The sequence below is a fragment of the Anabaena sp. FACHB-595 genome, assembly GCF_048568275.1.
In the GTDB taxonomy this organism is placed as follows: domain Bacteria; phylum Cyanobacteriota; class Cyanobacteriia; order Cyanobacteriales; family Nostocaceae; genus Trichormus.
Genome location: NZ_CP183473.1, coordinates 4,599,997 through 4,626,937, shown reverse-complemented (window position 1 = coordinate 4,626,937; position 26,941 = coordinate 4,599,997). Strand labels below are relative to the sequence as shown.

At 41.9% G+C, this 26,941-nt stretch carries 21 protein-coding genes; 5 read left to right on the top strand and 16 right to left on the bottom strand.

Features of this window, described 5'->3' with window-relative positions:
• Window positions 1-124 precede the first annotated feature (124 nt).
• The 3 genes from nusA to ACN222_RS19150 form a co-directional block, all read right to left on the bottom strand.
• On the bottom strand, window positions 125-1,402 hold the full coding sequence (gene nusA / locus ACN222_RS19160; RefSeq protein ID WP_010997970.1) for a transcription termination factor NusA: 1,278 nt from the start codon (window positions 1,400-1,402) through the stop codon (window positions 125-127).
• A gap of 158 nt (window positions 1,403-1,560) precedes the next feature.
• Entirely contained in the window at window positions 1,561-2,022 is a 462-nt protein-coding gene (gene rimP, locus ACN222_RS19155; protein ID WP_010997969.1) for a ribosome maturation factor RimP, read from the bottom strand.
• 163 nt (window positions 2,023-2,185) lie between these two features.
• Window positions 2,186-3,604 carry a hypothetical protein gene (locus ACN222_RS19150; RefSeq protein WP_010997968.1) on the bottom strand — a complete coding sequence of 473 codons (1,419 nt, stop codon included), beginning with the start codon at window positions 3,602-3,604 and terminating at the stop codon, window positions 2,186-2,188.
• Window positions 3,605-3,857: 253 nt separating this feature from the next.
• Between ACN222_RS19150 and ACN222_RS19145 the strand changes: the two genes are divergently transcribed.
• Complete coding sequence (locus ACN222_RS19145; protein WP_010997967.1) at window positions 3,858-4,583, top strand: peptidoglycan-binding protein; 726 nt, start codon at window positions 3,858-3,860, stop codon at window positions 4,581-4,583.
• Between the two features lie 30 nt (window positions 4,584-4,613).
• Here ACN222_RS19145 and ACN222_RS19140 read toward each other — a convergent pair whose 3' ends face one another.
• The 3 genes from ACN222_RS19140 to radA form a co-directional block, all read right to left on the bottom strand.
• Window positions 4,614-5,507, bottom strand: coding sequence for an SDH family Clp fold serine proteinase (locus ACN222_RS19140; protein ID WP_010997966.1), 894 nt, complete (start codon window positions 5,505-5,507; stop codon window positions 4,614-4,616).
• Window positions 5,508-5,600: 93 nt separating this feature from the next.
• On the bottom strand, window positions 5,601-6,401 hold the full coding sequence (locus tag ACN222_RS19135; RefSeq protein WP_010997965.1) for a Uma2 family endonuclease: 801 nt from the start codon (window positions 6,399-6,401) through the stop codon (window positions 5,601-5,603).
• A gap of 100 nt (window positions 6,402-6,501) precedes the next feature.
• Window positions 6,502-8,025: a DNA repair protein RadA gene (gene radA / locus ACN222_RS19130; protein WP_010997964.1), complete on the bottom strand. Its 1,524-nt coding sequence runs from the start codon at window positions 8,023-8,025 to the stop codon at window positions 6,502-6,504.
• Between the two features lie 176 nt (window positions 8,026-8,201).
• Between radA and rpaB the strand changes: the two genes are divergently transcribed.
• From rpaB to ACN222_RS19110, 4 genes are read left to right on the top strand one after another with little or no spacing between them, the layout of a single operon-like run.
• Window positions 8,202-8,930, top strand: coding sequence for a response regulator transcription factor RpaB (gene rpaB, locus ACN222_RS19125; RefSeq protein ID WP_010997963.1), 729 nt, complete (start codon window positions 8,202-8,204; stop codon window positions 8,928-8,930).
• Window positions 8,931-8,990: 60 nt separating this feature from the next.
• The gene (locus ACN222_RS19120) at window positions 8,991-9,632 is read left to right on the top strand and encodes a cofactor assembly of complex C subunit B (protein ID WP_010997962.1); all 642 of its coding nucleotides are present in this window, start codon (window positions 8,991-8,993) and stop codon (window positions 9,630-9,632) included.
• A gap of 21 nt (window positions 9,633-9,653) precedes the next feature.
• Entirely contained in the window at window positions 9,654-10,172 is a 519-nt protein-coding gene (locus tag ACN222_RS19115; protein WP_010997961.1) for a DUF456 domain-containing protein, read from the top strand.
• Between the two features lie 11 nt (window positions 10,173-10,183).
• Complete coding sequence (locus ACN222_RS19110; protein ID WP_010997960.1) at window positions 10,184-11,029, top strand: DUF4351 domain-containing protein; 846 nt, start codon at window positions 10,184-10,186, stop codon at window positions 11,027-11,029.
• Window positions 11,030-11,213: 184 nt separating this feature from the next.
• Here ACN222_RS19110 and ACN222_RS19105 read toward each other — a convergent pair whose 3' ends face one another.
• From ACN222_RS19105 to carB, 10 genes are all read right to left on the bottom strand, one after another.
• Complete coding sequence (locus tag ACN222_RS19105; RefSeq protein ID WP_010997959.1) at window positions 11,214-11,984, bottom strand: hypothetical protein; 771 nt, start codon at window positions 11,982-11,984, stop codon at window positions 11,214-11,216.
• Window positions 11,985-12,454: 470 nt separating this feature from the next.
• On the bottom strand, window positions 12,455-13,207 hold the full coding sequence (locus ACN222_RS19100; RefSeq protein ID WP_149028800.1) for a hypothetical protein: 753 nt from the start codon (window positions 13,205-13,207) through the stop codon (window positions 12,455-12,457).
• Between the two features lie 157 nt (window positions 13,208-13,364).
• On the bottom strand, window positions 13,365-14,078 hold the full coding sequence (locus tag ACN222_RS19095) for a hypothetical protein (RefSeq protein WP_044521948.1): 714 nt from the start codon (window positions 14,076-14,078) through the stop codon (window positions 13,365-13,367).
• Window positions 14,079-14,926: 848 nt separating this feature from the next.
• On the bottom strand, window positions 14,927-17,416 hold the full coding sequence (locus ACN222_RS19090) for a pre-peptidase C-terminal domain-containing protein (RefSeq protein WP_010997956.1): 2,490 nt from the start codon (window positions 17,414-17,416) through the stop codon (window positions 14,927-14,929).
• A gap of 920 nt (window positions 17,417-18,336) precedes the next feature.
• Entirely contained in the window at window positions 18,337-18,999 is a 663-nt protein-coding gene (nblB, locus tag ACN222_RS19085) for a phycobilisome degradation protein NblB (protein ID WP_010997955.1), read from the bottom strand.
• 84 nt (window positions 19,000-19,083) lie between these two features.
• Entirely contained in the window at window positions 19,084-19,542 is a 459-nt protein-coding gene (locus ACN222_RS19080; RefSeq protein ID WP_010997954.1) for a CBS domain-containing protein, read from the bottom strand.
• Between the two features lie 147 nt (window positions 19,543-19,689).
• Entirely contained in the window at window positions 19,690-20,121 is a 432-nt protein-coding gene (gene mutT, locus ACN222_RS19075; protein ID WP_044521944.1) for an 8-oxo-dGTP diphosphatase MutT, read from the bottom strand.
• Between the two features lie 404 nt (window positions 20,122-20,525).
• Window positions 20,526-20,870, bottom strand: a complete 345-nt coding sequence (locus ACN222_RS19070; RefSeq protein ID WP_044521941.1) for a DUF760 domain-containing protein — start codon at window positions 20,868-20,870, stop codon at window positions 20,526-20,528.
• A 272-nt stretch (window positions 20,871-21,142) separates the two neighbouring features.
• The gene (locus ACN222_RS19065; protein WP_044523203.1) at window positions 21,143-22,099 is read right to left on the bottom strand and encodes an RNA polymerase sigma factor, RpoD/SigA family; all 957 of its coding nucleotides are present in this window, start codon (window positions 22,097-22,099) and stop codon (window positions 21,143-21,145) included.
• A gap of 908 nt (window positions 22,100-23,007) precedes the next feature.
• A complete protein-coding gene (gene carB, locus ACN222_RS19060; protein WP_010997950.1) occupies window positions 23,008-26,322 on the bottom strand; it encodes a carbamoyl-phosphate synthase large subunit in 3,315 nt (1,104 codons plus the stop codon).
• Between the last annotated feature and the right edge of the window lie 619 nt (window positions 26,323-26,941).

The following is a 26,941-nucleotide window of genomic DNA, read 5'->3' as shown; positions in this document are numbered from 1 at the left end:
CTATTGATGGTGACAACCAAGTTAGACTTGCCAACTCTGATTGATTTTTATGTTGCCTGATTTTTAGTAATAATTAAGACTAATACTAATGTCTATCTTACCAGAAATCCTTAAGGCTAAGAAATTACTCTTCATAGTTGGGGTCAAAAGATTCGTCTTCTAATTCTCCTTGTTGATTTTCTTCATAGTCTAGCTCGTCTGATTCGATGTCATCTTCCTCTAGTTGATATTTTGCACGCGCCGCCACAAATTTAGCATCTTCGGCTACTTGGTCATACTTGGCTTTATCTTTAATATCTATTTTCCAGCCAGTCAATCGGGCAGCTAATCGCACGTTTTGCCCTTCTTTGCCAATAGCCAAACTCAGTTGGTCTTCCGCGACTAATACGTGAGTTTGTCGAGTTTCTGGGTCCATGAGGCGCACTTCATCGACTCGCGCCGGGCTGAGGGCATTCGCAATATATGTTGCCGGGTCTGGAGACCAGCGAATCACGTCAATTTTTTCGCCGCGTAATTCGTTGACTACTACCTGAATGCGTGATCCCCTAGCACCAATACAAGCTCCTACGGGATCTACATCACGATCAAGGGTATCTACTGCTATTTTAGTCCTTGGGCCTACATAGCGGGAAGGGGGGTTTGCCTCCCTGGCTACGGCAACTATCCGTACCACTTCGTCTTCAATTTCTGGTACTTCGTTGGCAAATAGATAAACTACTAAACCTGCATCAGCACGGGATACTAATAACTGTGGCCCTCGTTGCTGACCTTGAGAAACTTTTTTGAGATAAACCTTAAATGTGGCATTTGCCCGATAATTGTCATTGGGCAATTGTTCGCGCTTGGGTAATTCGGCTTCTACTTCTGGTTGTCCAAAGGTGCTGCTAACTGCCAGAATTACTGATTGGCGCTCAAATCGCAAAACTCTGGCCTGGAGAACTGTGCCTTCTAAGTCTTGGAACTCTTCTTGCACCATCTGGCGCTGTTGATCTCGTAGTTTTTGTGCCAGTACTTGCTTGGTTTGCATGGCAGCCATGCGCCCAAATTCACCTTGGTCTGGAGTGACATCTAGTACCACTGAGTCCCCCAATTGGGCTTCGGGAGCTACTTGCTGCACTTCATCTAAGGAAATTTGATGGTCAGAATTATTAACTTCTTCAACAATGGATTTTGTGGAAAGAACGCGAAATCCTTCCTCATCAATATCTAGCTCGACTTCAAAGTTATCAAAATAATCTTCATCAAACTGTTTGCGCTCGATGTTTTGAGCGCGACGATAACGTTCATAACCCTTAAGTAATGCTTCTCTAATAGCAGCCTGAACCGCTAATCGGGGCAAATTCCGCTCACGACTAATACTTTCTATTAAATCTTTTAATCCTGGTAAACTAACCATTGACATAAGCAATCTCCTTTATATATTCGGGACTGGGGATTGGGTATTGAGTACTGGGCATAGGGAAAATAAAAAGATAGGGTAACAAGGGAGTCGGAGGAAAATTATCCTTCCTTACCTCCTTCCAGTCCCCAGTCCCCAGTCCCTAATCTCTAGTCCGTCGTCTATTCGCCGTCATATAGCAACACCCTAGTAATTAGGGGGCGAGGAATTTCAATGACGCGACCTTTTTGATTTATGTAAACTTTTGTCTCGTCCCGGCGAATCAACTGACCAATCCACTCTTGTTGTTCTTCGTGGGGTGGGGAAGTGGAAACAATTACAGGAAACCCTTTAAAAGAGATAAATTCCCGATCAGTTACCAGTTGCCGCGAAATACCAGGACTCGACACTTCCAAGACATAGGCATCTGGAATGATTTCCGTTGCATCTAAGGCAGCTTCTAAAGCACGGCTCATGCGCTCACAATCATCCAGACCAGTATCCTGTTGAGGATTACGGATATCTATCCGCAATACTGGTGGTCGTTGGTTGGTGTGAAAAACGATGCCAACGACTTCCAATCCCAGTTGTTCTGCCACTGGTATTGCCAAATCTGTAATTGGTGGAACTAAAGGATGAGTCATGTGCAAATACAATAAAAAAAGTGGGCATTAACCCACTTCCTGCGATAGGTATATCTTCCAAGAAGTCTTGTGACGAACCGATGATGGTTCGCCGCTAACATGAGTGTAGCGCATTTCTTTATTAGTCAATACTCATTTAGTCAGTGGTGATTGGTTGTTTCCTCTACTCTCTACTCCTCAGCATCGAATTGGGAATTGATTTGATTTGTCTAGTTTGTTCGATAATTTGGTCGATGTCTTCTTGGGATAAACGCTGGACGTAGTTGAGTTTGACTTCTTCTAGGAAGTCAACTAGTAAACTTTGGATTTCGGAGAGTACGTGCTTTTGCTGTATTTCGTTGCCTAAGGCTTGGGTAAAGCTATTGGCAAGTTGGCTGGAGAGTTTTGCACCGACGGGATCTTTGATAGCACTGGCTAGGACGTTGTAGAGATTTGTGGTAATTTGGGTGGCTAGTTGTTCGCTGAGTTGGCTTTGAGCTTGTCCAACTCCGGGTAAGGCTTGTAGGTTCTTGTAGATGGGGACTTGGTGAAAGGCGCTGTTGATACTGTGCTGTAATAAGGCAATGAGTTCTGGTTGGATTTTTGGCAAGACTTGATCAACGATAGTTTGAACTAAAAGACCAGCGATCGCTTCCACTTCATTGATATCGTTAATGTCTATGTAGGGACGCAATTTGTCGTTTTGCAGCAACCAGCGTGTAATTTCACCCTTTTGAATTGATCCCTGAATCTGGTTAATGACGCGAATGATGACAATTTCTGTGAGTTCTTCAGCAAAATTAGCGACAACTACTTGGTGAATTTGTTTATTTATGGGTTGTAGGTTTATTAAATGGGCATGATCTAGGCGAATCGCTACAGGTATTATCCGCAACCAGCGCCAGAAGGGAATTAATAGGAATAAATCATACCATCGCCACAAAATAGCATTTAACCAGCTGAACCCTGGATGCCTACCTCTGATATAAATTACGCGTCCTAGTAACTCTAAGCCAAATAAGCAAACAAATGGCAAATCTATCAGCCAAAAATAATTAATGAATTCGTTGTTTTCCCCGATTTGGCGGTAATAATTTGTAGCAATTAAAGGACTGATTTTCTGGTTAAAAAAGGTAATTTCTTGTAACCAGCCTTTTTGAGATAGGTATGGCTGGCTCCAAAAGGTAGCAAATGATTGTTTGGCTGAATCATTACCGATGCGATCGCGCATTCGCTTTTTGATTCTTTCTAAAGTCCCACTTTTACCTGCGGCGGCAAATGGGTTACCTTCAATCATCTCGTTGCTAAGACGACTGATCTCTTGTAATTGAGTTTTTACTGCTGGTGATGTAATACCTGTTTGACTTACCTCTGCTTTTAAAAGGTTGATTTTATTTAAATAATTTTGCGTTTCTCTGTGCTGTTCAATACCCTTAATGGGGTCATAAATTTTAGTTATTTCTGGTACTTTCCGTAAGTAAAAATCCCGCCACGGCACATAGCTCAAATCAAATAAAACTAAGAATAAGTTTAATGTGGCAATAGTTGCCATCAATCTTTCAAAGTATAAATTCTGCTTTTTCGGTAATTTTCGATTAGCCATTTTTAGTTTTAGATTATACAACTTCCTATAGCTAAACCATTTTTAATTCTTATACATTGCATAATAATCCAACTAAGATATTTCCTGTGGCTGAGGAAAAACTTTCTATTATATGTTAGTTAGATTAAGACTAAAAAGCGTTATCATTCGTCAAAAATTATGAACAACTTAGACAAATACTGTAAAGCAAAGTAAAATTGTCCTCTTGTTTACGTCTATCAATTTTTTGGTTTAACTCAAAGGAGTTTTAAATATGTGGTGTGGGTTTGGAAAATCAAGTGCAGTAATTGCTACAGCTTGTGTAATTAGTGCTAGTTTTGTAATTTCAAATACAACTTTTGCAGATCGTCAGCGTAATTATACGCCACAGGAATTTCGTACAGTTTTACGAGGTTTAGGCTATAACGTCAAGGTGACAAACACGCCTCTCAGCGACGCAGAAACTAAAAAAGCTATCAGTGAATTTCAAAAAGGTTACAAGCTTACCCCAGTTGATGGGATTGCAGGGCCAAAAACCCAAGACTTTGCTGCAAATATCGTTCAAATCTTGCAAGCAAACTTAAATGCAGTCCTAAAAACAAATCCCCCTTTACCTCGTGATCAATTTTACGGCCCCAAAACTGAAGCAGCTATTAAAGAATTTCAGAAAAAACATCAGCTAGAAGCAACTGGTATTGCTAATTTAGCTCTTCGTCAAAAGTTGGACGAAGAAGCCAAAAAAGTCATCAGTAAACCGAGTACTCAACCAACGGTGAAGCCGTCGCCATCACCGACAGCCAAACCTACAGCATCACCGACAGCTAAACCAGCAGCATCGCCAACATCTAAACCTACAACATCACCTGCGCCAACGAAATCGCCGGCAACTACACCAACAGTATCACCCTCACCAACGGAATCGCCAACAGCTAAACCGGAGGCATCACCCTCGCCAACGGAATCACCCTCACCAACAGCATCGCCGACAACTACACCTTAAATAACGCTAAAAACCCCCTATACCCAAACCTCAGTTCTTTTGATTTGGTTCTTCGAGGGGTCTACCTTTTGGTATAGGTAAGATTGGACGGCGATCATCATAAGGCATAGGAATATACTGAACGCTGGGTCTTCCTCCTTGGGATTGGGGATATAAATCCATTAGTTCGTAGATAGAACGGGGCAGTCCTACAGTTATGGGCAGCCCCATTTCTGTAGCTTCTTCGACGGTGATGGGGTAGTCATGGGTTACTCGCCCAGTGGTCAAGGCTTCGATGATAGATTCGATATTTTCAGGGTTAACTTTTTGTTTGGGTATATTATCTTTGAGCAGAGTTCGCACGAAGCGTTGTACTTGCTGAATAGCTTTGCCAGCTAGGTCTGCCATGATTAAAGTCTGGTCATCAATCTCCCCGATTGGTTTATCTTTGACAACTTTAAGAATGCTGGCGGCGGGGAAATTACCCAGTTGGGGATCAACTGGACCTAAGACAGCATTGGCATCCATGACGATTTCATCGGCGGCGAGGGCAAGCATGGTACCGCCGCTCATGGCATAGTGGGGTACAAATACGGTAACTTTGGCAGAGTGACGAATTAAAGCTCTGGCTATTTGTTCGGTAGCTAAGACTAAACCCCCTGGTGTGTGTAGAATCAGGTCTATGGGTACATCTGGGGGTGTGAGGCGAATTGCCCTAAGTATTTGTTCTGAGTCTTCGATAGTGATGTAGCGTGAGATGGGAATACCCAACAAACTGATGGACTCTTGACGGTGTATGAGTAAAATTACCCGGCTTTTACGTTCTTGTTGAAACTCTTGTAAAGCCCGGATGCGGCGATATTCTACTTGGCGTTTTTGCCAGAGGGGTTGTAGAGAAGAAAGGAGGAGAAAAATCCAGAATAAATCACCAATACCAAAACCCATAGTATTTATTGTCCCAAAATTGCGATCGCAATATATTGTGACAAGTTTTAGGCGATCGCAATTCTATCTACAGGTTTATCTGAAAAGCATAGTTTACACTAGCTCATCAGGATTCACTCCTAGTTGTCGCAGACGTTCTGCTAGTTGTTCTGCTTTTCTTTTTGCCTTTTCAACTTCCTGTTCAGCAATCATTGCTCGTTCCGTAGCTGCAACAACTTCTTCTGTCGGCTCAGAAATTAATTCCCCTGTTAAGGTGAACCAACGTAGCCACAACCTGTTAATATCTCGAAACGCTCCTTGCCATACACCCAAACTTAAACCCAACTCTGGCATGAGTATACGTCCCTCAGTTAAATTTATCGCTTCATAATGACCACCTACTAACTGAAAAGCTCTCAGTTCATTGGTGTAGCGACTAAACACAATATAGTAAGGGATTCGCAAAATTCGCTCGTAAACTTCCCATTTGCTAGGAGGTTTAGCTGTTGGCTTTTGAGTAATGCCTAAATCTTCATCTTCTGTACCTGGGGATAATAATTCCACGACGACAAAGGGATTTGCGGGTTCTTGCCAAGTGACATAACTTAAACGCAAATCTTCACCTTTGTAGAGTTTTTGTACTCCCACAACGCCAAACCAATCAGGGCGTTTGTACCATAGTGGATGATCAAGATCGTAATAAAGATTCAGGTCAGCCGCACTGTAAACTAATTCGGGATTCCAGTTAATTGGTTGAAAGGTTAAGTATAAAAGTAAGGGCTGTAAAAAATGGAAATCGTCTGGCAAGCCTGGCTCCTCTGGGTTGTCGCTAGGTAAATCATACATTGTTGGTAGGGTTTCCCACGGAGGACGCGGCGGGTCAGATTGGGGGACGTAGTTAGAGAAAGTAGTCATAGTCAAAAGTCTACTCTTGTGGTTCAATACCTGCTGCTCGTAGTTGCGCTGCTAATGAAGTAAGGGTGTAAAGGAAATTTTGTCACCTGTCCCCTGTTACTTATTCATCCTCATCTGGGTTGAAGTCCTCTTCTGTTAGTTCTTGGTGAGGGATGGCGGCAATAATTGCATCTATGACTTTGGCAACTGGGATAATTTCTATGTCAAAGTCGGGAAATTTTTGACCTTTAGGAACGATCGCTTTCTTGAATCCCAGTTTAGCTGCTTCTTTTAATCGGAGTTCCATCTGGGAAACCGATCGCACTTGTCCACCCAAGCCGACTTCCCCAATCAAGACTGTACCGGGATCAACAATGCGATCGCGGAAACTGGCAACGATAGCAATGGCTATCCCTAAATCTACGGCTGGTTCTTCTACGTTTAATCCTCCAGCCGAAGCGACGTAAGAATCTAATTTGGACATGGGGATTCCCACGCGTTTTTCTAACACAGCGAGAATTTGGACTAATCGGTTATAGTCTATACCTGTACCTGCACGGCGGGGAGAGGGGTAGCTGGTGGGACTGACTAAGGCTTGTAATTCTACGACAATAGGGCGTGTACCTTCACAAGCCACAACAATGGCTGTACCAGGAGCAGGATCATCACGATTACCTAGAAATAGCTCACTGGGATTAGGTACTTCTCGCAATCCATTCGCCACCATTTCAAAGATACCGATTTCGTGAGTTGCACCGAAGCGGTTTTTAACTGTACGTAATAACCGATGAGAAGCAAAGCGATCGCCTTCAAAATAGAGTACTGTATCTACTAGGTGTTCTAAAACTTTTGGCCCGGCGATCGCACCTTCTTTGGTGACGTGTCCGACAATTAACATGGTGATGTCTTCGTGTTTTGCCACTTTCATTAAGGCGGCTGTACATTCCCTGACTTGGGCGACTGAACCAGGCGCAGAGGTCAGGGCGGGAAAAAACACGGTTTGAATACTATCAATCACTGCCACATTGGGCTTGAGAGAATCCACCTCTCGTAATATTTCTTCTAAATCTGTCTCTGGAAGAACATATAAATCTGCACCTACACTTTCAGCTATTGATACTGGAGACGTCTGTTCTGACTCTTCTTGCTGATCATCTCCTACAACACTTAGGCATTTTGCCACACCTAAGCGAGAAGCTCTTAACTTTACCTGTTGCCCAGATTCTTCGCCAGTTACATAGAGAATCCGATATCTCTGCGCCAATTGATTTGAAACTTGTAGTAATAAAGTAGATTTACCGATACCAGGATCGCCACCAATCAACACCATCGAACCCGGAACCACACCACCACCAAGTACCCGATCCAGTTCCCCATAGCCAGACTCCCAACGTGCAATTTGGCGATCGGTAATTTGGTCAAATGTTAAAGAAGCTCGTGCTTTTGGCGGCTTAACAGGTGCTTTGCCATTATTCTGAGAAGCGTGCCAACCACTAACTCCCCCCTTAGGTACATCTACGGAAGATTGAATGGTAATCTGTTCTTCTAAGGAATTGTAAGTACCACAAGCTGGACACTTACCAAACCATTGGGGAGATTCTGCTCCACATTCGTTACAAATGTAAAAAGTTTTGGGCTTTGCCATTATTAAATGTTAACTAATATGAAATATCTTAATTTTTCCTTAAGTATTGCTCAAATTGAAAATCCGATTAATAGCAAGAGTTAGAGCATTTTCCAAATCATTTGAAGGAATGATATCTTAATATTATGGTATTAAAAATTAATCATGAAAAGTTTAGTTAAGGAGCATTGAAAAACTTGGAAAGTCATAAAGAAAAAATCCTGGTAGTAGACGACGAAGCTAGCATTCGCCGAATTTTAGAAACGCGCCTTTCAATGATTGGCTACGATGTAGTCACAGCAGGGGATGGCGAAGAAGCTTTAGACACATTCCGCAAATCTGACCCCGATTTAGTGGTTTTGGATGTAATGATGCCAAAACTAGATGGTTACGGTGTTTGTCAAGAACTACGTAAAGAATCGGATGTCCCCATAATTATGCTAACAGCCTTAGGGGACGTTGCCGATCGCATCACTGGTCTAGAGTTAGGTGCTGATGACTACGTAGTTAAACCATTTTCACCCAAAGAACTAGAAGCAAGAATTCGCTCAGTATTACGACGGGTAGATAAAACTGGTGCCTCTGGTATTCCCAGTTCTGGAGTGATTCACGTTGGCAATATCAAAATTGATACCAACAAGCGCCAAGTTTACAAAGGCGATGAGCGTATCCGCTTGACAGGTATGGAATTCAGTTTACTAGAGTTGCTAGTCAGCCGTTCTGGAGAAGCTTTTTCCCGTTCGGAAATTTTACAAGAAGTCTGGGGTTATACTCCCGAACGCCATGTAGATACCCGCGTGGTGGATGTGCATATCTCCCGCTTACGGGCAAAATTAGAAGATGACCCCAGCAACCCAGAATTAATTCTCACAGCAAGGGGTACTGGTTATTTGTTTCAACGCATAATTGAGCCAGGAGAAGAATAGAGGAACAAGTGTTAACTGTTGACTGTTAACTGTTGACTGTTGACTATGGACTAACGACTAATGACCAAACCTGATCCCAATCGAGTTTTGCGGCGCTTACCCTTAGTAGTAGGTGGGTTAGGCGCTATACTTTTGCTAATTAACCGTTTATTGACACCAGAATTGACAAACTCTCAAGCCCGTGGTGATGTGCTGGGAGTGATTTTGAGTGCTGTGCTAATTTTAACGGGTTTAATTTGGCAGCAGGTACAGCCGCGATCGCCTGATTCTGTAGAACTCATTGGCGAAGAAGGTTTTGCTTTAGCAGCAGATTTACCAGAAGCCGTGAAAACAGAACTAGCCTGGGCATCTCATTTATTGTTGACTAACACAGTAACGCGATCGCTGGTGGTTTACTATCAAGGTAAGGTTTTGTTACGTCGCGGTATTCTGGCACCAAAGGCAGAAGTTACACCAGGCGCGATCGTTAAACGAGTTTTGGAAAAACAACAGCCTGTTTATTTAGTAGCTTTATATGTCTACCCAGGACGAATTGAATTTGATTATTTACCAGAAAATACCCAAGGCGTAATTTGTCAACCAATTGGTAATGAAGGGGTATTAATTTTAGGGGCAAATGCTCCTAGAAGTTACACCAAACAAGATGAAAATTGGATAGCAGGAATTGCTGATAAATTAGCTGTAACCCTCAAATCTATATAAAATTTTACAAAAATATCAATCATGCAAATTCTTTATTGGCTACTCATTGCCTTAATGCTGGTAGGTGTTGTTGGTGCAGTAGTTCCTGCTATCCCTGGAACCAGTTTAATTTTAATTGCCATTATCATTTGGGGAATTGTTAGTAGTTCCTTTGCAGCGATTAAAATTCCCTTGATTGTGACAATTATTGTCTTAATTTTAAGTATTGGAGTTGATTTTCTAGCTGGATACTTGGGTGCAAAACAAGCAGGTGCTAGCAAGTGGGGTCAAATTGGCGCATTTGTGGGTTTGGTTTTGGGATTTTTCGGATTATTACCAGCTTTGCCTTTTGGCGGCCCATTGTTGGGGATTTTATTTGGGCCGTTGTTAGGGGCGATTGTGGGTGAGTATATTTACCGAAGGGAATTTTGGTTGGCTGTGAAGGCTGGTATTGGTATTGTTGTCGGTACGTTGGTAGGAAATTTAATTCAAGGAGTTTTGGCGATCGCTACAGTTGCAGTATTCTTATTTACAACTTGGCCACAAGTATTTGGTAGCTAAAATTATCATCAATGTCATTTGATAATCTCTGCAAGCTGTTATCAGAAAAATATCCCGAAAACTTTGCTAGTTGGGTTCTCGGAACACCTCAAACAACTGTCAAAGTCCTCAAAACCGAATTAAGCATTGAACCAATACGCGCTGATTACGTTACCTTCTTACAATTAGAAGGACGTATCCTCCATCTTGAATTTCAAACCAAACTCGAATCTAACCCACCACTACCTCTGCGGATGTTGGATTATTGGGTGAGGCTATATCGATTGTATCGTTTACCAATCACTCAAGTTGTGGTTTTATTGCTTCCTCCCGCACCAGGGACAGTGATTGAAACTGTTTTTTCAGTAGAAAATACACGTCATGAATACAGAGTAATTCGGATGTGGGAGGAAAATCCAGAATTATTTCTCAATGACTCGGCTTTGTTACCTTTAGCACCACTTACAGCAACAAATCAGCCACAAGTTTTACTACAACAAGTTGTCGAACAAGTTAATCAACTAGAACCTACACAACGCTCAGAAATATCGGCTTATACTCAAATATTAGCAGGGTTAAAATATAGAAAAGAATTGATTAAACAACTATTCCGGGAGGGAATGATGCGCGAGTCAGTGATTTATCAGGAAATTTTGGCTGAGGGTGAACAACGAGGTGAACAAATAGGTGAACAACGGGAGCGATCGCTCGTTCTCCGACTATTAACACGACGAGTAGGAGAATTACCCCAAGATATGGGCGATCGCCTAGAAACTCTCTCCCTAGAACAATTAGAAAATCTGGGCGAAGCGCTGTTAGATTTTACTAACTTGGCTGATTTATTCTCGTGGTTAGATACGCATTCGGAGAGGGAATAATGCGCGAGTCAGTGATTTATCAAGAAATTCTGGCTGAGGGTGAACAAAGAGAGCGATCGCCTGTAGGGAATTTAATTTAAGGACTGTTGGCGATCGCTACACTTGCAGATTTCTTATTTACAATCTGACCATAAGTATTTGGTTCTTAGGGTATGTCTGAAAATCAAGATCTTTTAATTACAAATTATTTTATTTCATTCACATTGGTAATTTTTAATTTCAGCTTTTTCCCTATTACCATCAGTCCCAAACCGCCCAAAGTAACAAGCCCCGGAACTTGACTCGGTTCGGGAATCGATATACATCCACTGCCACATAAACCGTAGAAAGTGGTTTGATCTAAAAATGAGATACTTGCTTCTCCAGATGTGTCATTCCCACTCAACACAAGATCCTTACGAACTGATAGAGTAGTAAGACCTGGCACACCAAAAGCTACCGAAGTAGGGTTCAGGTTGGGAGTACCAATCGTATCACTTGCAGTCCGAGTTGTACTATCGGGAAGAGTAAATGTATCTGTAACTACTATACTTCCAGGAGGACGTGCGGCAGCACCAGTGAGTTCTATGCCAGCACCAGCAATTTGCAAGGTAGGATTAGTCGCTGTAACATCATACGCAAAGCTGGCGCTGATCGTCTGGTTTCCTACAACATCCAACAAGCCAGACTGAAAAATTAGTCTGTAACTTAATGGATCATCTTGCACTCCTGTGACGAAAATGTCACCAATACTAATAGTATCAGCACCACCAGTTGAGTTACTGAGAAAATTCCGGAAGTTAGTGAAATCTTTGTCACCTATTCTATAAATATTACCTGCAACGAATAAATCAGCCAGAGAGACTGTCCCACTTAAAATCGCAGCTTGAACAGATCCGGAAAGCATACCGAGACTAGTAATAACTGTTGCAGTCGCGCCCAATGTCATGGATTTGATTTGACTGTTGAATTTCATAATTCGGCTACTTTTGATTTTAGTTATGTACGCCAGGAAATTTTATGATGAAAACTGTCTCTTCCTTATTTCAAGGGAAGAATTTGCTTCATTCACAATAGTTTTTTGCACATATCCTGATTAATCACTTAATTGATGGTATTTTAAAACCATTACAGTTCAGAACAATAAAAATTCAGAACTCTGGCTTTTTTAAAAAACTTAAGTTTTTCTACACCAAAGTACTTTTAAGTAAATTTAGGACTTTATCTGACGTGCGTCTAAATTTTACATTTTCACATTAATATTTTTCTTTTTTCTTTGTACTTTGAAACACAAACAATAAATAACAAAAAAGTCCTGAGTTCAATTCAGGACTTTTCAGTAGTGATTTTGAGCAATTTTGGCTAGGATATAAAATATTGATGGGTAGACTTTATTATCTACTTTTAAGATACCCAGCAATTAAGGCTCAAGACAGTTACCAGTGTTTAGCCGACATTGGTAGCTCTTGACTTTAGTTTTTTACCTGCTAGTGTCAAGCCTACACCGCCTAGAGCAAGAACACCCAAGACAGAACCAGATTCAGGAACTTGTTGTTGACGAATACTTTGAAAGACAGTTTGATCTAAAAATGAGATACTTGCTTCTCCAGATGTGCCATTCCCACTCAACACAAGATCCTTACGAACTGATAGAGTAGTAAGACCTGGCACACCAAAAGCTACCGAAGTAGGGTTCAGGTTGGGAGTACCAATCGTATCACTTGCAGTCCGAGTTGTACTATCGGGAAGAGTAAATGTATCTGTAACTACTATACTTCCAGGAGGACGTGCGGCAGCACCAGTGAGTTCTATGCCAGCACCAGCAATTTGCAAGGTAGGATTAGTCGCTGTAACATCATACGCAAAACTGGCGCTGATCGTCTGGTTTCCTACAACATCCAACAAGCCAGACTGAAAAATTAGTCTGTAATTTAATGGATCATCTTGCACTCCTGTGACGAAAATGTCACCAATACTAATAGTATCAGCACCACCAGTTGAGTTACTGAGAAAATCCCGGAAGTTGGTGAAATCTTTGTCACCTATTCTATAAATATTACCTGCAACGAATAAATCAGCCAGAGAGACTGTCCCACTTAAAATCGCAGCTTGAACAGATCCGGAAAGCATACCGAGAGCGGTAATAACTGTTGCAGTTGCTCCCAATGTTAGGGATTTAATTTGACTGTTGAATTTCATAATTCGGCTACTTTTGGTTTTGGTTGTGTACACGGGGGGATATTTCGGTAAAAATTTGCTTTTCCTAATTTCAAAGGAAGAATGTTCACCAATCATTACGTTATTTTTATACGTATCCCAATGGAAAACTCAACGTAATAACGCTACTTTCTACTGTTTAATTCAGAATAGTAGTTTTTAACTTGAGCTTTTTCCCCACTACGGCCACCCCTATACCACTGACAGCAAAAAGCCCCAGAAGATTTCCGGATTCAGGAGTTCTCTGAATAACAGATTGAGTCACCCGTCCAAGATTTGCAGTGCCTGTACCTCCTACAATAGCAATATCCTTAGCAACAGATATTTTAGTTTGAGGAGGTAATAAAGCTACTTGCTCAGAGTCACGTCCGGAAACTGAGCGAACCAGTATATTCTCACTACCAGCAACAAATGGATCAAGTAGCCTAATAGTATCGGTTACAACGACTCTGCCAGTACCAGTGACAGTATACGCATCTTTGATGGATACACCAGCACTAGTGATGGCTTGTGCTGGGTCAGTGACAGTAACGTCATATCGAAAACCAGTATCAATAAATTGACCTGCGGTTACATTCCATCTGTCGCTTTCAAAAAGAAGATCATATGAACTTCCGTTGATAGCTCCCGTGACAAATATTTCAGCCGCAGTGGGAGCAACCGCCCCACCTGTTGCGATGCGAACGAAATCACGGAAATTATCAAATAGTTTGTCACCTAACACATAGGAATTACCAGCAAGTAAATCGCTGAGAGATACTCTACCGCTTAGAACCGCAGCTTGAGCAGAAGCAGAGAGCATACTGATACCAGCCATAACGGCTGCCGTAGCTCCAATAGCGAAAGATTTCATTTGCCTGTTCAGTATCATAATCAGGTAGCTCTTGAATTTGGTTATGTTGAATGAGAAAAGTTTTTTTGAAAATTTGCGCCCTCTGAGTAGTAAGAGGGAAAATTTTCGTCTGAAACTTAAGGATTCAATCAGAGAATCACTAATCGCCAGAAACAGCAATCAAAAAGTAAAACTCAGTACAGATATGTTTATGTATGTACTGACTAAGAGTTAAGCCAAAATTAGTGTAGTTAAAATGCTTTTAAAAGCATTCCAGCTTGTGTGTAACTTCTAGGTTACAGGATTCAATTAATTTTGCAAGTATTTACTTAACTAAATCAGGTAATCTTTACCTAAAGTTCAAGTATTTGAGTACAAAAATAAACATTGTGTTAAGTAATTTCCACTTTAAAGCATTCAAAGATTTTTGTAAGTATCGATTTAATTAAATCAAGTAATCTTTATCTAAACTTTAATTATTCGAGTAAATAAAATTTAATAAATCATAAAGCGACTCACGCCAAGTCGGGGAATTTGCACAATGCGCTAGGTCACAAGATATCATGAAAAAACTGCGTCTATGTCTTTTCCTGTGCATCGTTACACTGAGGATCAAAACTTAAACGCAGCTTAAAAATATCTATCAATGGTTTGATGGAATTTTGATTCCTAAACGAGAAGAGGAGATAAGTTCTAGCGTGTCAGACTTGGAGTAAAGAAACCTCTCAAGAGTTGTCTTAAGATTACTGTCAGTTAGGAAATAAACACTACAACCCCTATTGTCCGGTTTTGTCTAGACCTTAGTAATTTTGGATAGCTTTTACAGAACAGAGTCCGCTAGTTATCAAAATCGCGATTGGTTAGCCTAGTTATGCAGAAACAATACTAACCCCATAATTAAAAGACTGTTTGAACTCGTCTAAGGATACGTCAATAAATCCGTCATTAGCTCCGCGCACGCTTCGCCCATCAACACCCCAGGGGTTACGCACTACAAATCTTTTTTCACCGCTACTATTTGTGTAAACATTTGTTACAGAATAGGCATGACCACCTATGGCTAGACTATCAGTACTACTTATTCTTGCTGTGGCTACAGCTCTACCGTTCGCTAAAGCAGTCTCAATAGCAGAGTAAAGATTAGTGCTACTAGAGCTTACATATGTGCTTGCTTGGCCTGTAATAAATCCAAGTGGGCGATTAAGGGTATCGCCATTACCAATGAGGTTATAACCAGGAGTATTTTCTCTCCATTCCCGCCATTGGGCATAAGCTTTTTCAACTAAAGCAACCCAAATAACACCATCATTTCTTTTAGCAGATATGCTGGTAGCAATACGACGGTCAACAGTAACATATTCTGCTACACCATTCTGATAAAAGCGCATGGTGTATGTATTGTCACCATTATCTGTAATCATACTGTTAATTACAGAACTAGAAGTGTTACCTGCATCATTAAACTGACGACCAAAAGTTGCACCTAAAGCAGCTAAAAATGCACAATCACCTAGCCCTCCTTGGTCAATATCACCAATTCGCGCTTCGCTAGCGCTACCGAAAAGATTACCTGTAACTGTGGTGTAGGTGAGAGTCTTACCATTAAAGACGGGTGTTGGTGCTATTGTACCTAAGAACCAGCGACCAACTAAACTAGATTCAAAATTACTAGCCGCCATATCTACAAACGCACCATTAGCAACCTGTGTGGATAGCCACTTCACAGGGTCTTGCATACTAAAACGAGTGCTAGCACCCACCAATGTTCTGAGGTCTTTTACTTCATTAGCATCAACCTTAGAATCATCTTGAACATTTCTGAAGATATCCAGCATATCCTGGCGGCTTAAGTTACCGTCAGATGCTAAGTTGCGGGTTAATGTAATGAGTTGTTGGTCGAGAAGATTTTGGCTGAACCAATCTTGAACAGTCGTTGGTGTTGTGGTGATTGGTGTTGTTGTGGTTGGTGTGGTCGTTACTGTAAATGTCTGGTTGACTGTATTACTAGCAGCACCGGTCTTGTCGTAAGCTATTCCTTGGAGAGTATAAGTACCAACTGCCAGATTCAAACTGCTTAAAGACAAACTGTAGCTGAAACTTGCCTTATTTGCATTGCTAGAATCAGGAGTAAATTTAGTAGTATCAGCTACATTTATCCAACTTCCGTCTGCTCTTTGAATGCGGAAATCTACTTTGGAAAGGTCACTCGCACCGTTGCTATCCGATACCCAAGCACTATTGATACTGAGGGTGTCTGTTGGTTTGAGGCTGGTGTTATTCAGCTTAAAATCTAGTGCAGTTGGGGCAAAATTCTCAAATACCTTGAGATTGTAATTAGTATTGCCACTTTGTGAATAGACTCTAATGAAATAATTTCCAGCATCTAGAGTTCTGCGAATGGATTCACTACCGCTTCCAGTTTTGTAAGCACCAGTAACAACTTCACCACCATCAAACAAACCATTGCTGTTGGAGTCTCTAATAATCTGTACATCTGCATTGGCACTCAAACCATCGACAACGAGATTCAAGTTACCACGAGCAGACAAACTGAAACTGTAGAAATCGTTGATATTTGTTGAATCCACCCTATCTGCAAAAGTCTGGGTCTTTGCAGATAAAGTTATTTTTTTCGCATTAGTTAACGTGAGTTCAGGATTCTCAATTGTCAGGCCTAACCGTACTGTATTACTAGTAGCACCAGTCTTGTCATAAGCTATACCTTGGAGAGTATAAGCACCAGCCGCTAAATTCAAGCTGTTGAGAGACAAATTGTGGCTGAAACTTGCTTTATTTGTATTGTTAGGATCGACAGTAAATTTAGTAGCATCAGCTACATCTATCCAACTTCCGTTTGCTCTTTGTATACGGAAATCTACCTTGGAAAGATCGCTGACACCGTTGCTATCTGATACCCAACCGCTATTAATGCTGAGTGTATCTGTTGCTTTGAGGCTGCTGTCATTCAGCTTAAACTCTAGTGCAGTTGGGGCGAAATTTTCAAATACCTTGAGATTGTAGTTAGTATCGCCAGTATTGGAATAGACTCTGATGAAATAATTACCGGCATCTAGTGTCCTGCGAATTGATTCACTGCTGCGGCCAGTTTTGTTAGAACCACTGATAACTTCGCCGCTATCAACTAAACCATTGCTGTTAGTATCTCTAATTAACTGCAAATCTGCATTAGCACTCAACCCATCAACAGCAATATTAAGACTACTACGAGCGGACAGACTGAAACTATAAAAATCATTAGGATCTGTCGAATCCACTCGGTCTGCAAAAGTCTGGATATTAGAGGATACAGAGAGTTTTTTAGCAGTAGTTAATGTGTTACCTGCATTATCAAGAGTCATAAGCTATGCCTGATTATACCTGGTTCAAAAAATGTCGCCATGAGTTTCCGTAGGGACACAAAGCATTGCATCCTTACATTTCATTGAATTGATATGTTGTAAAAACTTTTTGATTTGTTATTTATTTGCTAGTCAAGACAATTTGGTAAAACACACCCTGATGAATAATTTAAAAGTTCAATCCCAACCAATATTTAGATAGAGTGCAACTTAATGTTGCTTTCAAATATTCGTGTTTAGCTAGGGTGCATTTACCCAATGTAAAATTACAGTACAAACACTGAATTTAAGAATAAATATGTAATTAAGTTAAAATAAATATTTTTAAGTAAAGAATAATTACTTATTACGGAGAAGTAGCTTTTTCTGCGTGAAGTTTTAGCTGTTTGTAACATAGGGAAACCTTAGCCGAGTAGTAGTAGACGGGAACTTAGTTAGCAGCAAAAAAGACTTGGATAAACCATCCAAGTCTTTTCTTTCGATATTCAAGAGAAATATTAAAAAATATTTCAGGGATATAATAACACCAAACGCGGATAATCTAGGTTTTAATGCCTTCTGGAGTAATATTTTTCTGAAATAAATAAAAAACCTGTGATTTTCAAAGGTTTTTTCTGTCTAGGGCTTACGTAATCAATTAAGAACCCTGATCTCTCCTCACCTTCCGGCCTCCTTATCCTAGAGGTGGGATAGGGAAAAATGGAGGTTTTATTCTCCTTTGTCACTAACAGAAGGTGAGTTTGACGGAACCTAACCCCAACAGTATCCGACACGGGGAGAGGTACTCTACGAGAAGCGCTCCGCGCTATGGAGAGGGGTTGTTCTCAGGTCACCTTAACAGGGATGTTGAAGATGAGGCTACAAGCGGCTGATGTCTACACTTTATCCTGACTAAAAAATGGTCTAGGGCTAATCGCCCATTAAACTGATTGCAAAGATTGTTGAGCTTCCAGAGCGATCGCCTCTACTTCATCATTAACCAAAGTCTCTAAAATAGATTTAGCTTCTGCACCACCCAAACGAGCTAAGGCTTGTGTGACTCGATAACGAATTTGCCAATCGGAACTGCTGGCGTAGGGAACTAACAGAGGGACTGCTTGCAAATCTCCCAACTCACCCAGAGAACTAATAGCAGCAGTTTGGACTAATTCCACCTCTGAAGATAGTGCTTCTTTGAGTAGTTCAAACGATCGCGGATCTCCCAATTCTCCCAATGCAGCAATAATGCTAAATTGCACCAACCATTCAGGAGTGTTGTGATAAAGCTGTTGTAGGTCTTCAAAAGCAGCGTGTAATTTCAACGCACCTAAACAATCTGCGGCGGCTGCTTGTACATCAGCTTCCGGATCACTTAATAAACCCCGCAATATATCTAACGATAAATCTAAATCCTGAGTGCCAAGGGTATCAAACTGACTTACTGCTGAGTACCTAACACGGGAATTACCATCAGTAATAGCAATTTGTACTAATTCAAAAGCGATCGCTTTATCTAATTCCCGGATGTGATTTACCGCACGTAGGCGATCGCCCAAATGTTCTGAACTGAGTGCTTCTCTTACAGACTCAGGAGTAATACTCATTTAATTATCCTAATTTACAAAGGGTTTTAAAAAACTCATTAGTCTATAGTCAATAGTCCAAAGTAAAAAACTGTTGACTGTTGACTAACTAGTAGCCATTGCTCGGATAATATCACCACGGGTGAGGATACCAATCACTTGACCCGCATCATCTAATACGGGTAGACGGTGAACGTTGCGATCGTGCATCAATTGAGCAGCTTGTTTCACAGACTTTTCAGGGGAAACGGTAACAGGATTTTTACTCATCACTTCGCCCACAGTCTGTCCTAAAGCCTTATGCAAATCGCGTTCATAAACAGCAGGATTCTGTAAATAGATGACACTATCTAAAAACATGATGTACGCAGGAGGAGTCACACCAGTTTCTTGCCACATCAAATCAGTCTCTGAGATAATGCCCAACAATTTACCGTCATTATCCACAACAGGTAAACCACTGATGCGTCGTTCTGCCAGAATCTTAATAGCTTCTTGTAGCGGCGTTTCTGGCTTGACAACAACTGGGTTGTGACTCATTACATCGGCAACGGTTTTAGGCATTGGTTTACTGACACTCTTTTCCAAAGTCTCTGCGATTATTGTAGAAAATTCAGGTACTCTACTGAATTTGGTTAATAGATTGTTACGGTATTGGACAGTTAACAGTTAACAGTTGACGGTTGACGGTTGACGGTTGACTGATGACTGTCAACCGTCAACAGTCCTCATCTCCCCCACTCCCTTCAATGCAGCAATAATTTCACTATTCGCCTCAGGAAATGTAAAGTCTTCTAGCTCATCTACAGTTACCCAGCGAACTTCGTCACATTCTAGAGGCTGAGGAATACCTTTCAGTAAGCGACAATGATGCACTGTCAAAGTAACACGCAAGTGAGTATAAGTGTGATCAATAGTTATGAGACATTCACCCACTTCAATAAATATCCCTAGCTCTTCATAAATCTCTCGTTGAATACACTCTTCCACGGTCTCCCCTGGTTCGATTTTCCCGCCAGGAAATTCCCACAAACCCCCCATCACCCCCCCTGGACGACGGCGGTCAATTAATATTTGCTGCTGGTCGTTCCAAATGACAGCAACACCGATAATTTTGTGTGGTGGAGTAGTGGTTGTGTTCATATTGTTTGGTGATGGAGAGATTGGGGAGTGGGGAGGTGATGACTGATGACTGATGACAGTTAACTGTCAACTGTTAACTGTCAACTGACCAATAACAAAACTCGGCAGATTTGTTGGCTATCTACCGAGTTTTTACTTATTAAAAATATAACTTAAATACTGCTCATATATAGCTGTCGCCAGTAGTGTTAGGACACCAATAGATAATACAACCTAGACATAACAAGACTTTTAACCCAGTCCCCAGTCCCCGTTACCCAGTCCCCAGCCCCCAGCTATAATTTGCCTGTTTGTAGTTGACCCTACGAACAAAGTAAGTTCGCGCCAGCTTTTCGTAGGGAACAGGGAATTTATCCTTGTCTATTTAATTAAGCACTGAGGTGCTGACTACAAACTAGACAACCTTATTCGGCTTCGTTGTGGTTACTCTCAATTCCTTGTAGGACTGTTTCAAAGCTCATTCTCTGTTCAGCGTTCCGCAAGAAGTAACCACTAATCATTGCTGAGGCTAGCAATCGTCCCAAATGTTCGCGGCTGGTAGTAATGGTGACTCCAAAATGTTCTGGAGGTAGGTTGCCCAATAATCCGATGATATTGCGTTCCATTACCTGAAAAACTTCTGGTGATGTGGGTTTAGAGAGTTGGGTAACAGTTTCTGGACTTAATGACTTAACATACTGCCACAGCAGATTGGCTGTTTCTGAGTCGCTATTAAAAAATTCTGAAACTCGGTTAGATTGATTACTCACTTTTTCCTCCTGCAATAATACTGGTGGGTGTGATGATAATGGCTTTAAATATATGATTGATATATGTCTGTTATCTGACTGCTTTAACCATTTGGTGTTCCTGTCAAATAATGTAACAAACTCATTCATACATCAAAGTGGGCGTAACCGTACCATAAGCAGGGGATTTTCTCACCTGTTAGTCAATAGTAAAAAGTCAGCAGTCAGATGTAAACAGAGGATTTACATCTGACTACTGACCAATGTACAGACGCGATTAATCGCGTCTCTGACTAACTTGCCAAATACTCACCCATGTTGGCTTTAGACTTACGCAATTTGGTAAGCGCTTCTCTTTCGATTTGTCTGACTCGTTCGCGGCTGATGTTAAGTATTTCGCCGATTCTTGCTAGAGTTAGGGCTTGCCCATCGATTAAGCCAAAGCGGAGTGTGATTACTTCTTTCTGCTGGGGCGTTAATTGCTCCATCAGTACCTCTAGGTCGTTGGATAGGGAAGATTGCATAACAAAGTCTTCCGGAGAAGCGCCTGGATCTTCCAACATTTCTCCTAGTTCGGTGTCGTAGTTGTCCCCTAAGCGTAAATCTAAGGATAAGGGGAGACGGGCTTTTTCTAAATATTCCCTAACTTGTTTGGGTGTTAGTTCTAATTCGTTGGCTAGTTCACCGGCTGTAGGCGCACGTCCCAATCTCTGGGAGAGCTGACGCTGGGCTTTTTTAATTTTGTTCAGCTTCTCGGTGATATGGATGGGTAGGCGGATAGTACGCGCTTTTTCAGCGATCGCCCGCGTGATGGCTTGACGTATCCACCAGTAGGCGTAGGTAGAAAATCTATAACCCTTGGTGGGGTCAAATTTCTCTACACCCCGTTGCATTCCAATACTACCTTCTTGGATGAGGTCTAATAAATCGACGTTACGTTTAATATATTTTTTGGCAACGGATACCACTAGCCGCAAGTTGGCTTCTACCATTTTGCGCTTGGCTATTTCGCCATCGGCGATCGCTTCCAGCAAATCTGCTGGGTTGAGATTGGCCGCTTTTGCCCACTCTTCTACGCTTGGTTCACGCCCTGACTGGGTTGCCAATTCCTCTCGCATTTCTTGCAACGTTGTGGAACGCTGTACCTGTTTACCATAACGAATTTCTTCTTCATGACTTAAAAGTGGTACACGTCCTATCTCACGCAGGTAAGTCCGCACGAGGTCTGTGGCTGTTGGAGCGGTCTTCATGGCGCTACTCTTTGGTGATGATGTTTCTGTTGGTAGGGTCATTAACTGAATAGATGCTCTTTGCCGTTGCTACCCAGTTAACCTGGGATGTTGTTGTTTGATCGTTTAGGGTTTATACATCCGATGATGTCGGCTGTTATAGGAGTTTCAATAGGTCTTTAACTGCTAGACGTTACAGTTATTCCGTATTTCGCACAACTATCTTTAGTTAGATAAAAGGTGTCGAAAATAACATTTTTGCGTTGAACCTTGTATTAACAATTGTAACATTTATGAGAAAAAATGGTTAATTTGGAGACTAAAAACTTTATAAATTCAGCAAATTGTAGCTTTTGTTACCTAAAATTAAAAAGAATTACAGTTTCGCTCATTCATAATTCGACAACACCTTGAGATTAAGATTTGGTTATGGAAAATTTTTAGCAATAGCAATTGCTATCAACAGCTTTCTAGCAGATTGTTCAGGGACTGAGTAGAATCGTTTAACTCTTGACAGAAGGCTTTTTCAAGACACAAAAGAATATCCTGTTGCTATTTGTCTAGCTTTCTAGAAGTATATTCGATTAGCTTTTTCGCAGAGAATTACTATTGCCTCATATTTGTTAAAATATCTCAATGAAAACCATAATTATTTTTCTATAATAATTACTTAATTTTTCTTGTAAATACTGCTTAATGCAGATTTCGGATCTTGGGGATTGGGGACTGGCGAAAGTTAGGAATTGGGGCAGGGGGCAGGGAGAAAGTTTTTGATGAAGTACCTAACCCCCCCAACCCCCTTCCCTACGTTCGCGCAGCGTGTCGTTCGCGTTAGCGTTGCGTAGCAAAGACAGGGAAGGGGGAGCCAAACTCACCTCTCCTTGTAGGAGTGGGGGGAGAGGTTCTTTCAAGATTACTGAATTGGTGTTCTAGAAGTTCGGGCAATACTCTTGGATTGTTTTTACGTCCAAGGTGGTATTCTGCATGGAACGGATGGCCGCGACAGTTGCTTTAGCCCCAGCGATAGTTGTAATGATGGGGATTTTATAAGCTAGACCTGTCCGGCGGATTAATCTGGCATCGGTTTGTGCTTCTTCTCCAGAAGGTGTGTTAATAATCAGTTGGATTTTTTGGTTTTTGATGGCATCAATAACGTGGGGACGGCCTTCATGAAGTTTCAAGACTAATTCCACATTCAAGCCGTTTTCTAACAAAACTCGACGCGTACCAAAGGTAGCCATCACTTTAAAGCCTAAGTCGATAAATTCCCTAACTACGGGTACGGCGGCGGATTTATCGCGATCGCTCATCGATACAAAGACAGTTCCTGTTAGTGGCAGACGTTCTCCAGCACCTAATTCTGCTTTGGCGAAGGCGCGACCAAAGTCGCTGTCGATTCCCATAACTTCGCCAGTGGAACGCATCTCCGGGCCTAATATTGTATCAGTTCCTGGGAATTTATTAAAGGGTAATACAGCTTCTTTAACGGCAATGTGACTGGGGATAACTTCTTGGGTAAAGTTTAACTCTTCCAAGGTTTTTCCCGACATAATTAAGGATGCCAATTTTGCGAGAGGTACGCCAGTAGCTTTGGATACGAAAGGTACGGTACGGGAGGCGCGGGGATTGGCTTCTAAAATATACACTTGGGGTGAATAAGAGCTAGCACCAATGACGGCGAACTGAATATTCATCAATCCAACCACAGAAAGCTCTTGTGCTAGTTGTACTGTCCAAGTACGGATTTGATTGAGAACGGCTGGTGGTAGGGAAATTGAAGGTAGAGAACAGGCGGAATCCCCTGAGTGAATCCCCGCTTGTTCGATGTGTTCCATGATGCCACCAATTACGACTCTTCCTGTATGGTCGGCGATCGCATCCACATCGACTTCAATGGCATTTTCCAGGAACTTGTCAATTAAAATTGGGTGTTCTGGTTCCACCTGTACCGCAAAGGTCATGTACCGTTCCAATTCTGTATCAGAGTAGACAATTTCCATTGCCCTACCACCCAACACATAACTTGGACGTACCACCACCGGGTAGCCAATACGCTTGGCAACAATCAGTGCATCTTCGTAACTCCGGGCAATTCCGTTTGGTGGTTGGGAAATATTCAACTTCTGGAGGATTTTCTCAAATCTTTCCCGGTCTTCGGCACTGTCGATTGAGTCGGGGGAAGTACCCCAAATCTTGGTAATTGGTAATTGGTCATCGGTAATTGCTGTTTCTTCATTCCCATTACCTATTACCAATGACCCGTTACCAACCTGCCTGAGATAGTCCTGTAAAGGCAATGCTAACTTCAACGGTGTTTGTCCACCAAACTGGACGATGATACCTACGGGGTTCTCAGCTTCGATGATGTTGAGGACATCTTCTTTGGTTAATGGCTCGAAGTAGAGGCGATCGCTGGTGTCATAGTCGGTGGATACTGTTTCTGGGTTGGAGTTGACCATGATTGTTTCGTATCCAGCCCCTTTGAGTGCATAGGCGGCGTGACAACAACAATAGTCAAACTCGATTCCCTGACCGATGCGGTTGGGGCCACCGCCCAAAATCATTACCTTGGGTTTGCTCGCGGGGATAACTTCGGTTTCTTCTTCGTAGGTGGAGTAGTAATAGGGTGTAAACGCTTCAAATTCAGCCGCGCAGGTATCGACGGTTTTGTAAACTGGTGTGACTCCTAGTTCTTTGCGGTAGGCGCGGACTTCATCTTCTGTGGTTTTGGTGGCAAAGGCAATTTGGCGATCGCTATATCCATCCCGTTTAACTGCATACATCTGCTCTCGCGTCAACTGTTTTAGAGGTGTGCGTTTGAGGAATTTTTCCACCTCCAACAGTTGCTGCATTTTATCTAGGAACCAGGGGTCAATAGCTGTGAGTTCGTAGATTTCTTCCGGACTCATCCCTAATTGCAACGCATGACGCACTGCAAAAATCCGGTCTGGGTTTGGTGTCCGCAGTTGGGCGCGAATTTGTTCACCACTGGGTAATTTTTCGGCTTTATCGCAACCCCAGCCGGCGCGGCCTGTTTCTAGAGAACGCAGGGCTTTTTGGAAGGATTCGTTAAAAGTCCGACCGATAGCCATTGCTTCCCCGACGGATTTCATTTGGGTAGTCAGGACTGGTTCGGAACCGGGGAACTTCTCAAAGGCAAAGCGGGGAACTTTGGTAACTACATAATCAATAGTCGGTTCAAAGGATGCGGGGGTTTTCTTGGTGATGTCGTTTCTAATTTCATCTAAGGTGTAGCCCACAGCCAACTTAGCCGCCATCTTGGCAATAGGGAAGCCGGTAGCTTTGGAAGACAAAGCCGAACTGCGAGAAACGCGGGGGTTCATTTCAATGACAACCACATCCCCATTTACCGGATTGACTGCAAACTGGATATTAGAACCACCAGTTTCTACGCCAATCTCACGGATGATTTTAATCGCCATGTCCCGCAGGCGTTGGTATTCCTTATCGGTGAGGGTTTGGGCGGGGGCGACGGTAATTGAATCGCCGGTGTGGATACCCATCGGGTCGATATTTTCGATGGAACAGATAATTACAACGTTATCTGCAAGGTCGCGCATCACTTCCAACTCGTATTCTTTCCAGCCGAGTAGGGACTGGTCAATAAGAATCTGGGAAACGGGACTTGCATCTATCCCGACTTGCGCCATTTCCTCAAATTCTTCTTGGTTGTACGCAATACCACCACCCGTACCACCCATAGTAAAAGCTGGGCGAATAATTAAAGGATAAGTGCCAATGCGACGGGCGATCGCTTTCGATTCATCCAAAGATGAGGCTGTACCACTGGGGCAAACTTTGACCCCAATCTTATCCATTGCTTCATTGAATAATTTTCTGTCTTCGGCTTTCTCAATTGCCGGCAACTTAGCACCGATTAATTCAACATTATACTGATCCAGTACGCCATTTTTTGCTAAAGCAACGGCGATATTCAAGGCAGTTTGTCCGCCCATTGTGGGTAGTAAAGCGTCTGGACGTTCTCTAGCGATGACTTTCTCTACTAATTCCGGTGTTAGTGGTTCAATGTAAGTGCGATCGGCTGTTTCCGGATCGGTCATGATGGTCGCAGGATTGGAATTCACCAGCACTACTTCATAACCTTCTTCTCGCAGTGCTTTACAGGCTTGAGTCCCAGAGTAATCAAACTCACAGGCTTGTCCGATCACAATTGGGCCAGATCCCAATAATAATATCTTCTGGATGTCTTGACGGCGGGGCATAGTCGTTGGGTTGGAGTACGAGAATACAAATCCTGATTATTTTAAGGGTCTTTCCCCCTATTCATGTTGTTTATTATCAAGTTTTCTAGGTTTGATAACACAATAGCTGCCAGCTAGTACAACAAGGCAAAAGTCAAAATGATCATATCTCTATATAGTGCGCTGGTTAACGATTTCAACGCGTCTGTATATTTTTGCATCCATCACGCTGAATTATATACTCATCCTTTAGTGGTATCCCAATACTAATCCTTGGGGAGATACGTAAATTTCATCAGTACTATCAGTAATAAAATTTTTCTATTTTCTTTGCTTAAAAACCTTGATGCTTTACCTTATTCATCGCATAGATAAGAAACCTTAATTATTCCGTAGTCTCGCATTGGCGACGTAAATTTAGATTAATACAAAAACCCCAACTTACTGACTATGTCCTTCACTGCATGATACTTAATTAAACGAATAAAAATAATTTAAAAAACTCTTTCATTTTACGATGGCTGACAATGCCCACCATATCATGATTTGACTGTGTATTGTCTAATCTACATATCAATAAAAAATGGCAGATGAGTATCAACTCTCTCTGCCATTTTTCACATTTTCTTAAGATTCCTTC

Excerpts from the sequence above, each read along its gene's own strand:
- nusA (WP_010997970.1), bottom strand. The coding sequence starts at position 1,402 with ATGTCAATGGTTAGTTTACCAGGATTAAAAGATTTAATAGAAAGTATT.
- rimP (WP_010997969.1), bottom strand. The coding sequence starts at position 2,022 with ATGACTCATCCTTTAGTTCCACCAATTACAGATTTGGCAATACCAGTG.
- ACN222_RS19150 (WP_010997968.1), bottom strand. The coding sequence starts at position 3,604 with ATGGCTAATCGAAAATTACCGAAAAAGCAGAATTTATACTTTGAAAGA.
- ACN222_RS19145 (WP_010997967.1), top strand. The coding sequence starts at position 3,858 with ATGTGGTGTGGGTTTGGAAAATCAAGTGCAGTAATTGCTACAGCTTGT.
- ACN222_RS19140 (WP_010997966.1), bottom strand. The coding sequence starts at position 5,507 with ATGGGTTTTGGTATTGGTGATTTATTCTGGATTTTTCTCCTCCTTTCT.
- ACN222_RS19135 (WP_010997965.1), bottom strand. The coding sequence starts at position 6,401 with ATGACTACTTTCTCTAACTACGTCCCCCAATCTGACCCGCCGCGTCCT.
- radA (WP_010997964.1), bottom strand. The coding sequence starts at position 8,025 with ATGGCAAAGCCCAAAACTTTTTACATTTGTAACGAATGTGGAGCAGAA.
- ACN222_RS19120 (WP_010997962.1), top strand. The coding sequence starts at position 8,991 with ATGACCAAACCTGATCCCAATCGAGTTTTGCGGCGCTTACCCTTAGTA.
- ACN222_RS19115 (WP_010997961.1), top strand. The coding sequence starts at position 9,654 with ATGCAAATTCTTTATTGGCTACTCATTGCCTTAATGCTGGTAGGTGTT.
- ACN222_RS19110 (WP_010997960.1), top strand. The coding sequence starts at position 10,184 with ATGTCATTTGATAATCTCTGCAAGCTGTTATCAGAAAAATATCCCGAA.
- ACN222_RS19105 (WP_010997959.1), bottom strand. The coding sequence starts at position 11,984 with ATGAAATTCAACAGTCAAATCAAATCCATGACATTGGGCGCGACTGCA.
- ACN222_RS19100 (WP_149028800.1), bottom strand. The coding sequence starts at position 13,207 with ATGAAATTCAACAGTCAAATTAAATCCCTAACATTGGGAGCAACTGCA.
- ACN222_RS19095 (WP_044521948.1), bottom strand. The coding sequence starts at position 14,078 with ATGAAATCTTTCGCTATTGGAGCTACGGCAGCCGTTATGGCTGGTATC.
- ACN222_RS19090 (WP_010997956.1), bottom strand. The coding sequence starts at position 17,416 with ATGACTCTTGATAATGCAGGTAACACATTAACTACTGCTAAAAAACTC.
- nblB (WP_010997955.1), bottom strand. The coding sequence starts at position 18,999 with ATGAGTATTACTCCTGAGTCTGTAAGAGAAGCACTCAGTTCAGAACAT.
- ACN222_RS19080 (WP_010997954.1), bottom strand. The coding sequence starts at position 19,542 with ATGCCTAAAACCGTTGCCGATGTAATGAGTCACAACCCAGTTGTTGTC.
- mutT (WP_044521944.1), bottom strand. The coding sequence starts at position 20,121 with ATGAACACAACCACTACTCCACCACACAAAATTATCGGTGTTGCTGTC.
- ACN222_RS19065 (WP_044523203.1), bottom strand. The coding sequence starts at position 22,099 with ATGAAGACCGCTCCAACAGCCACAGACCTCGTGCGGACTTACCTGCGT.
- carB (WP_010997950.1), bottom strand. The coding sequence starts at position 26,322 with ATGCCCCGCCGTCAAGACATCCAGAAGATATTATTATTGGGATCTGGC.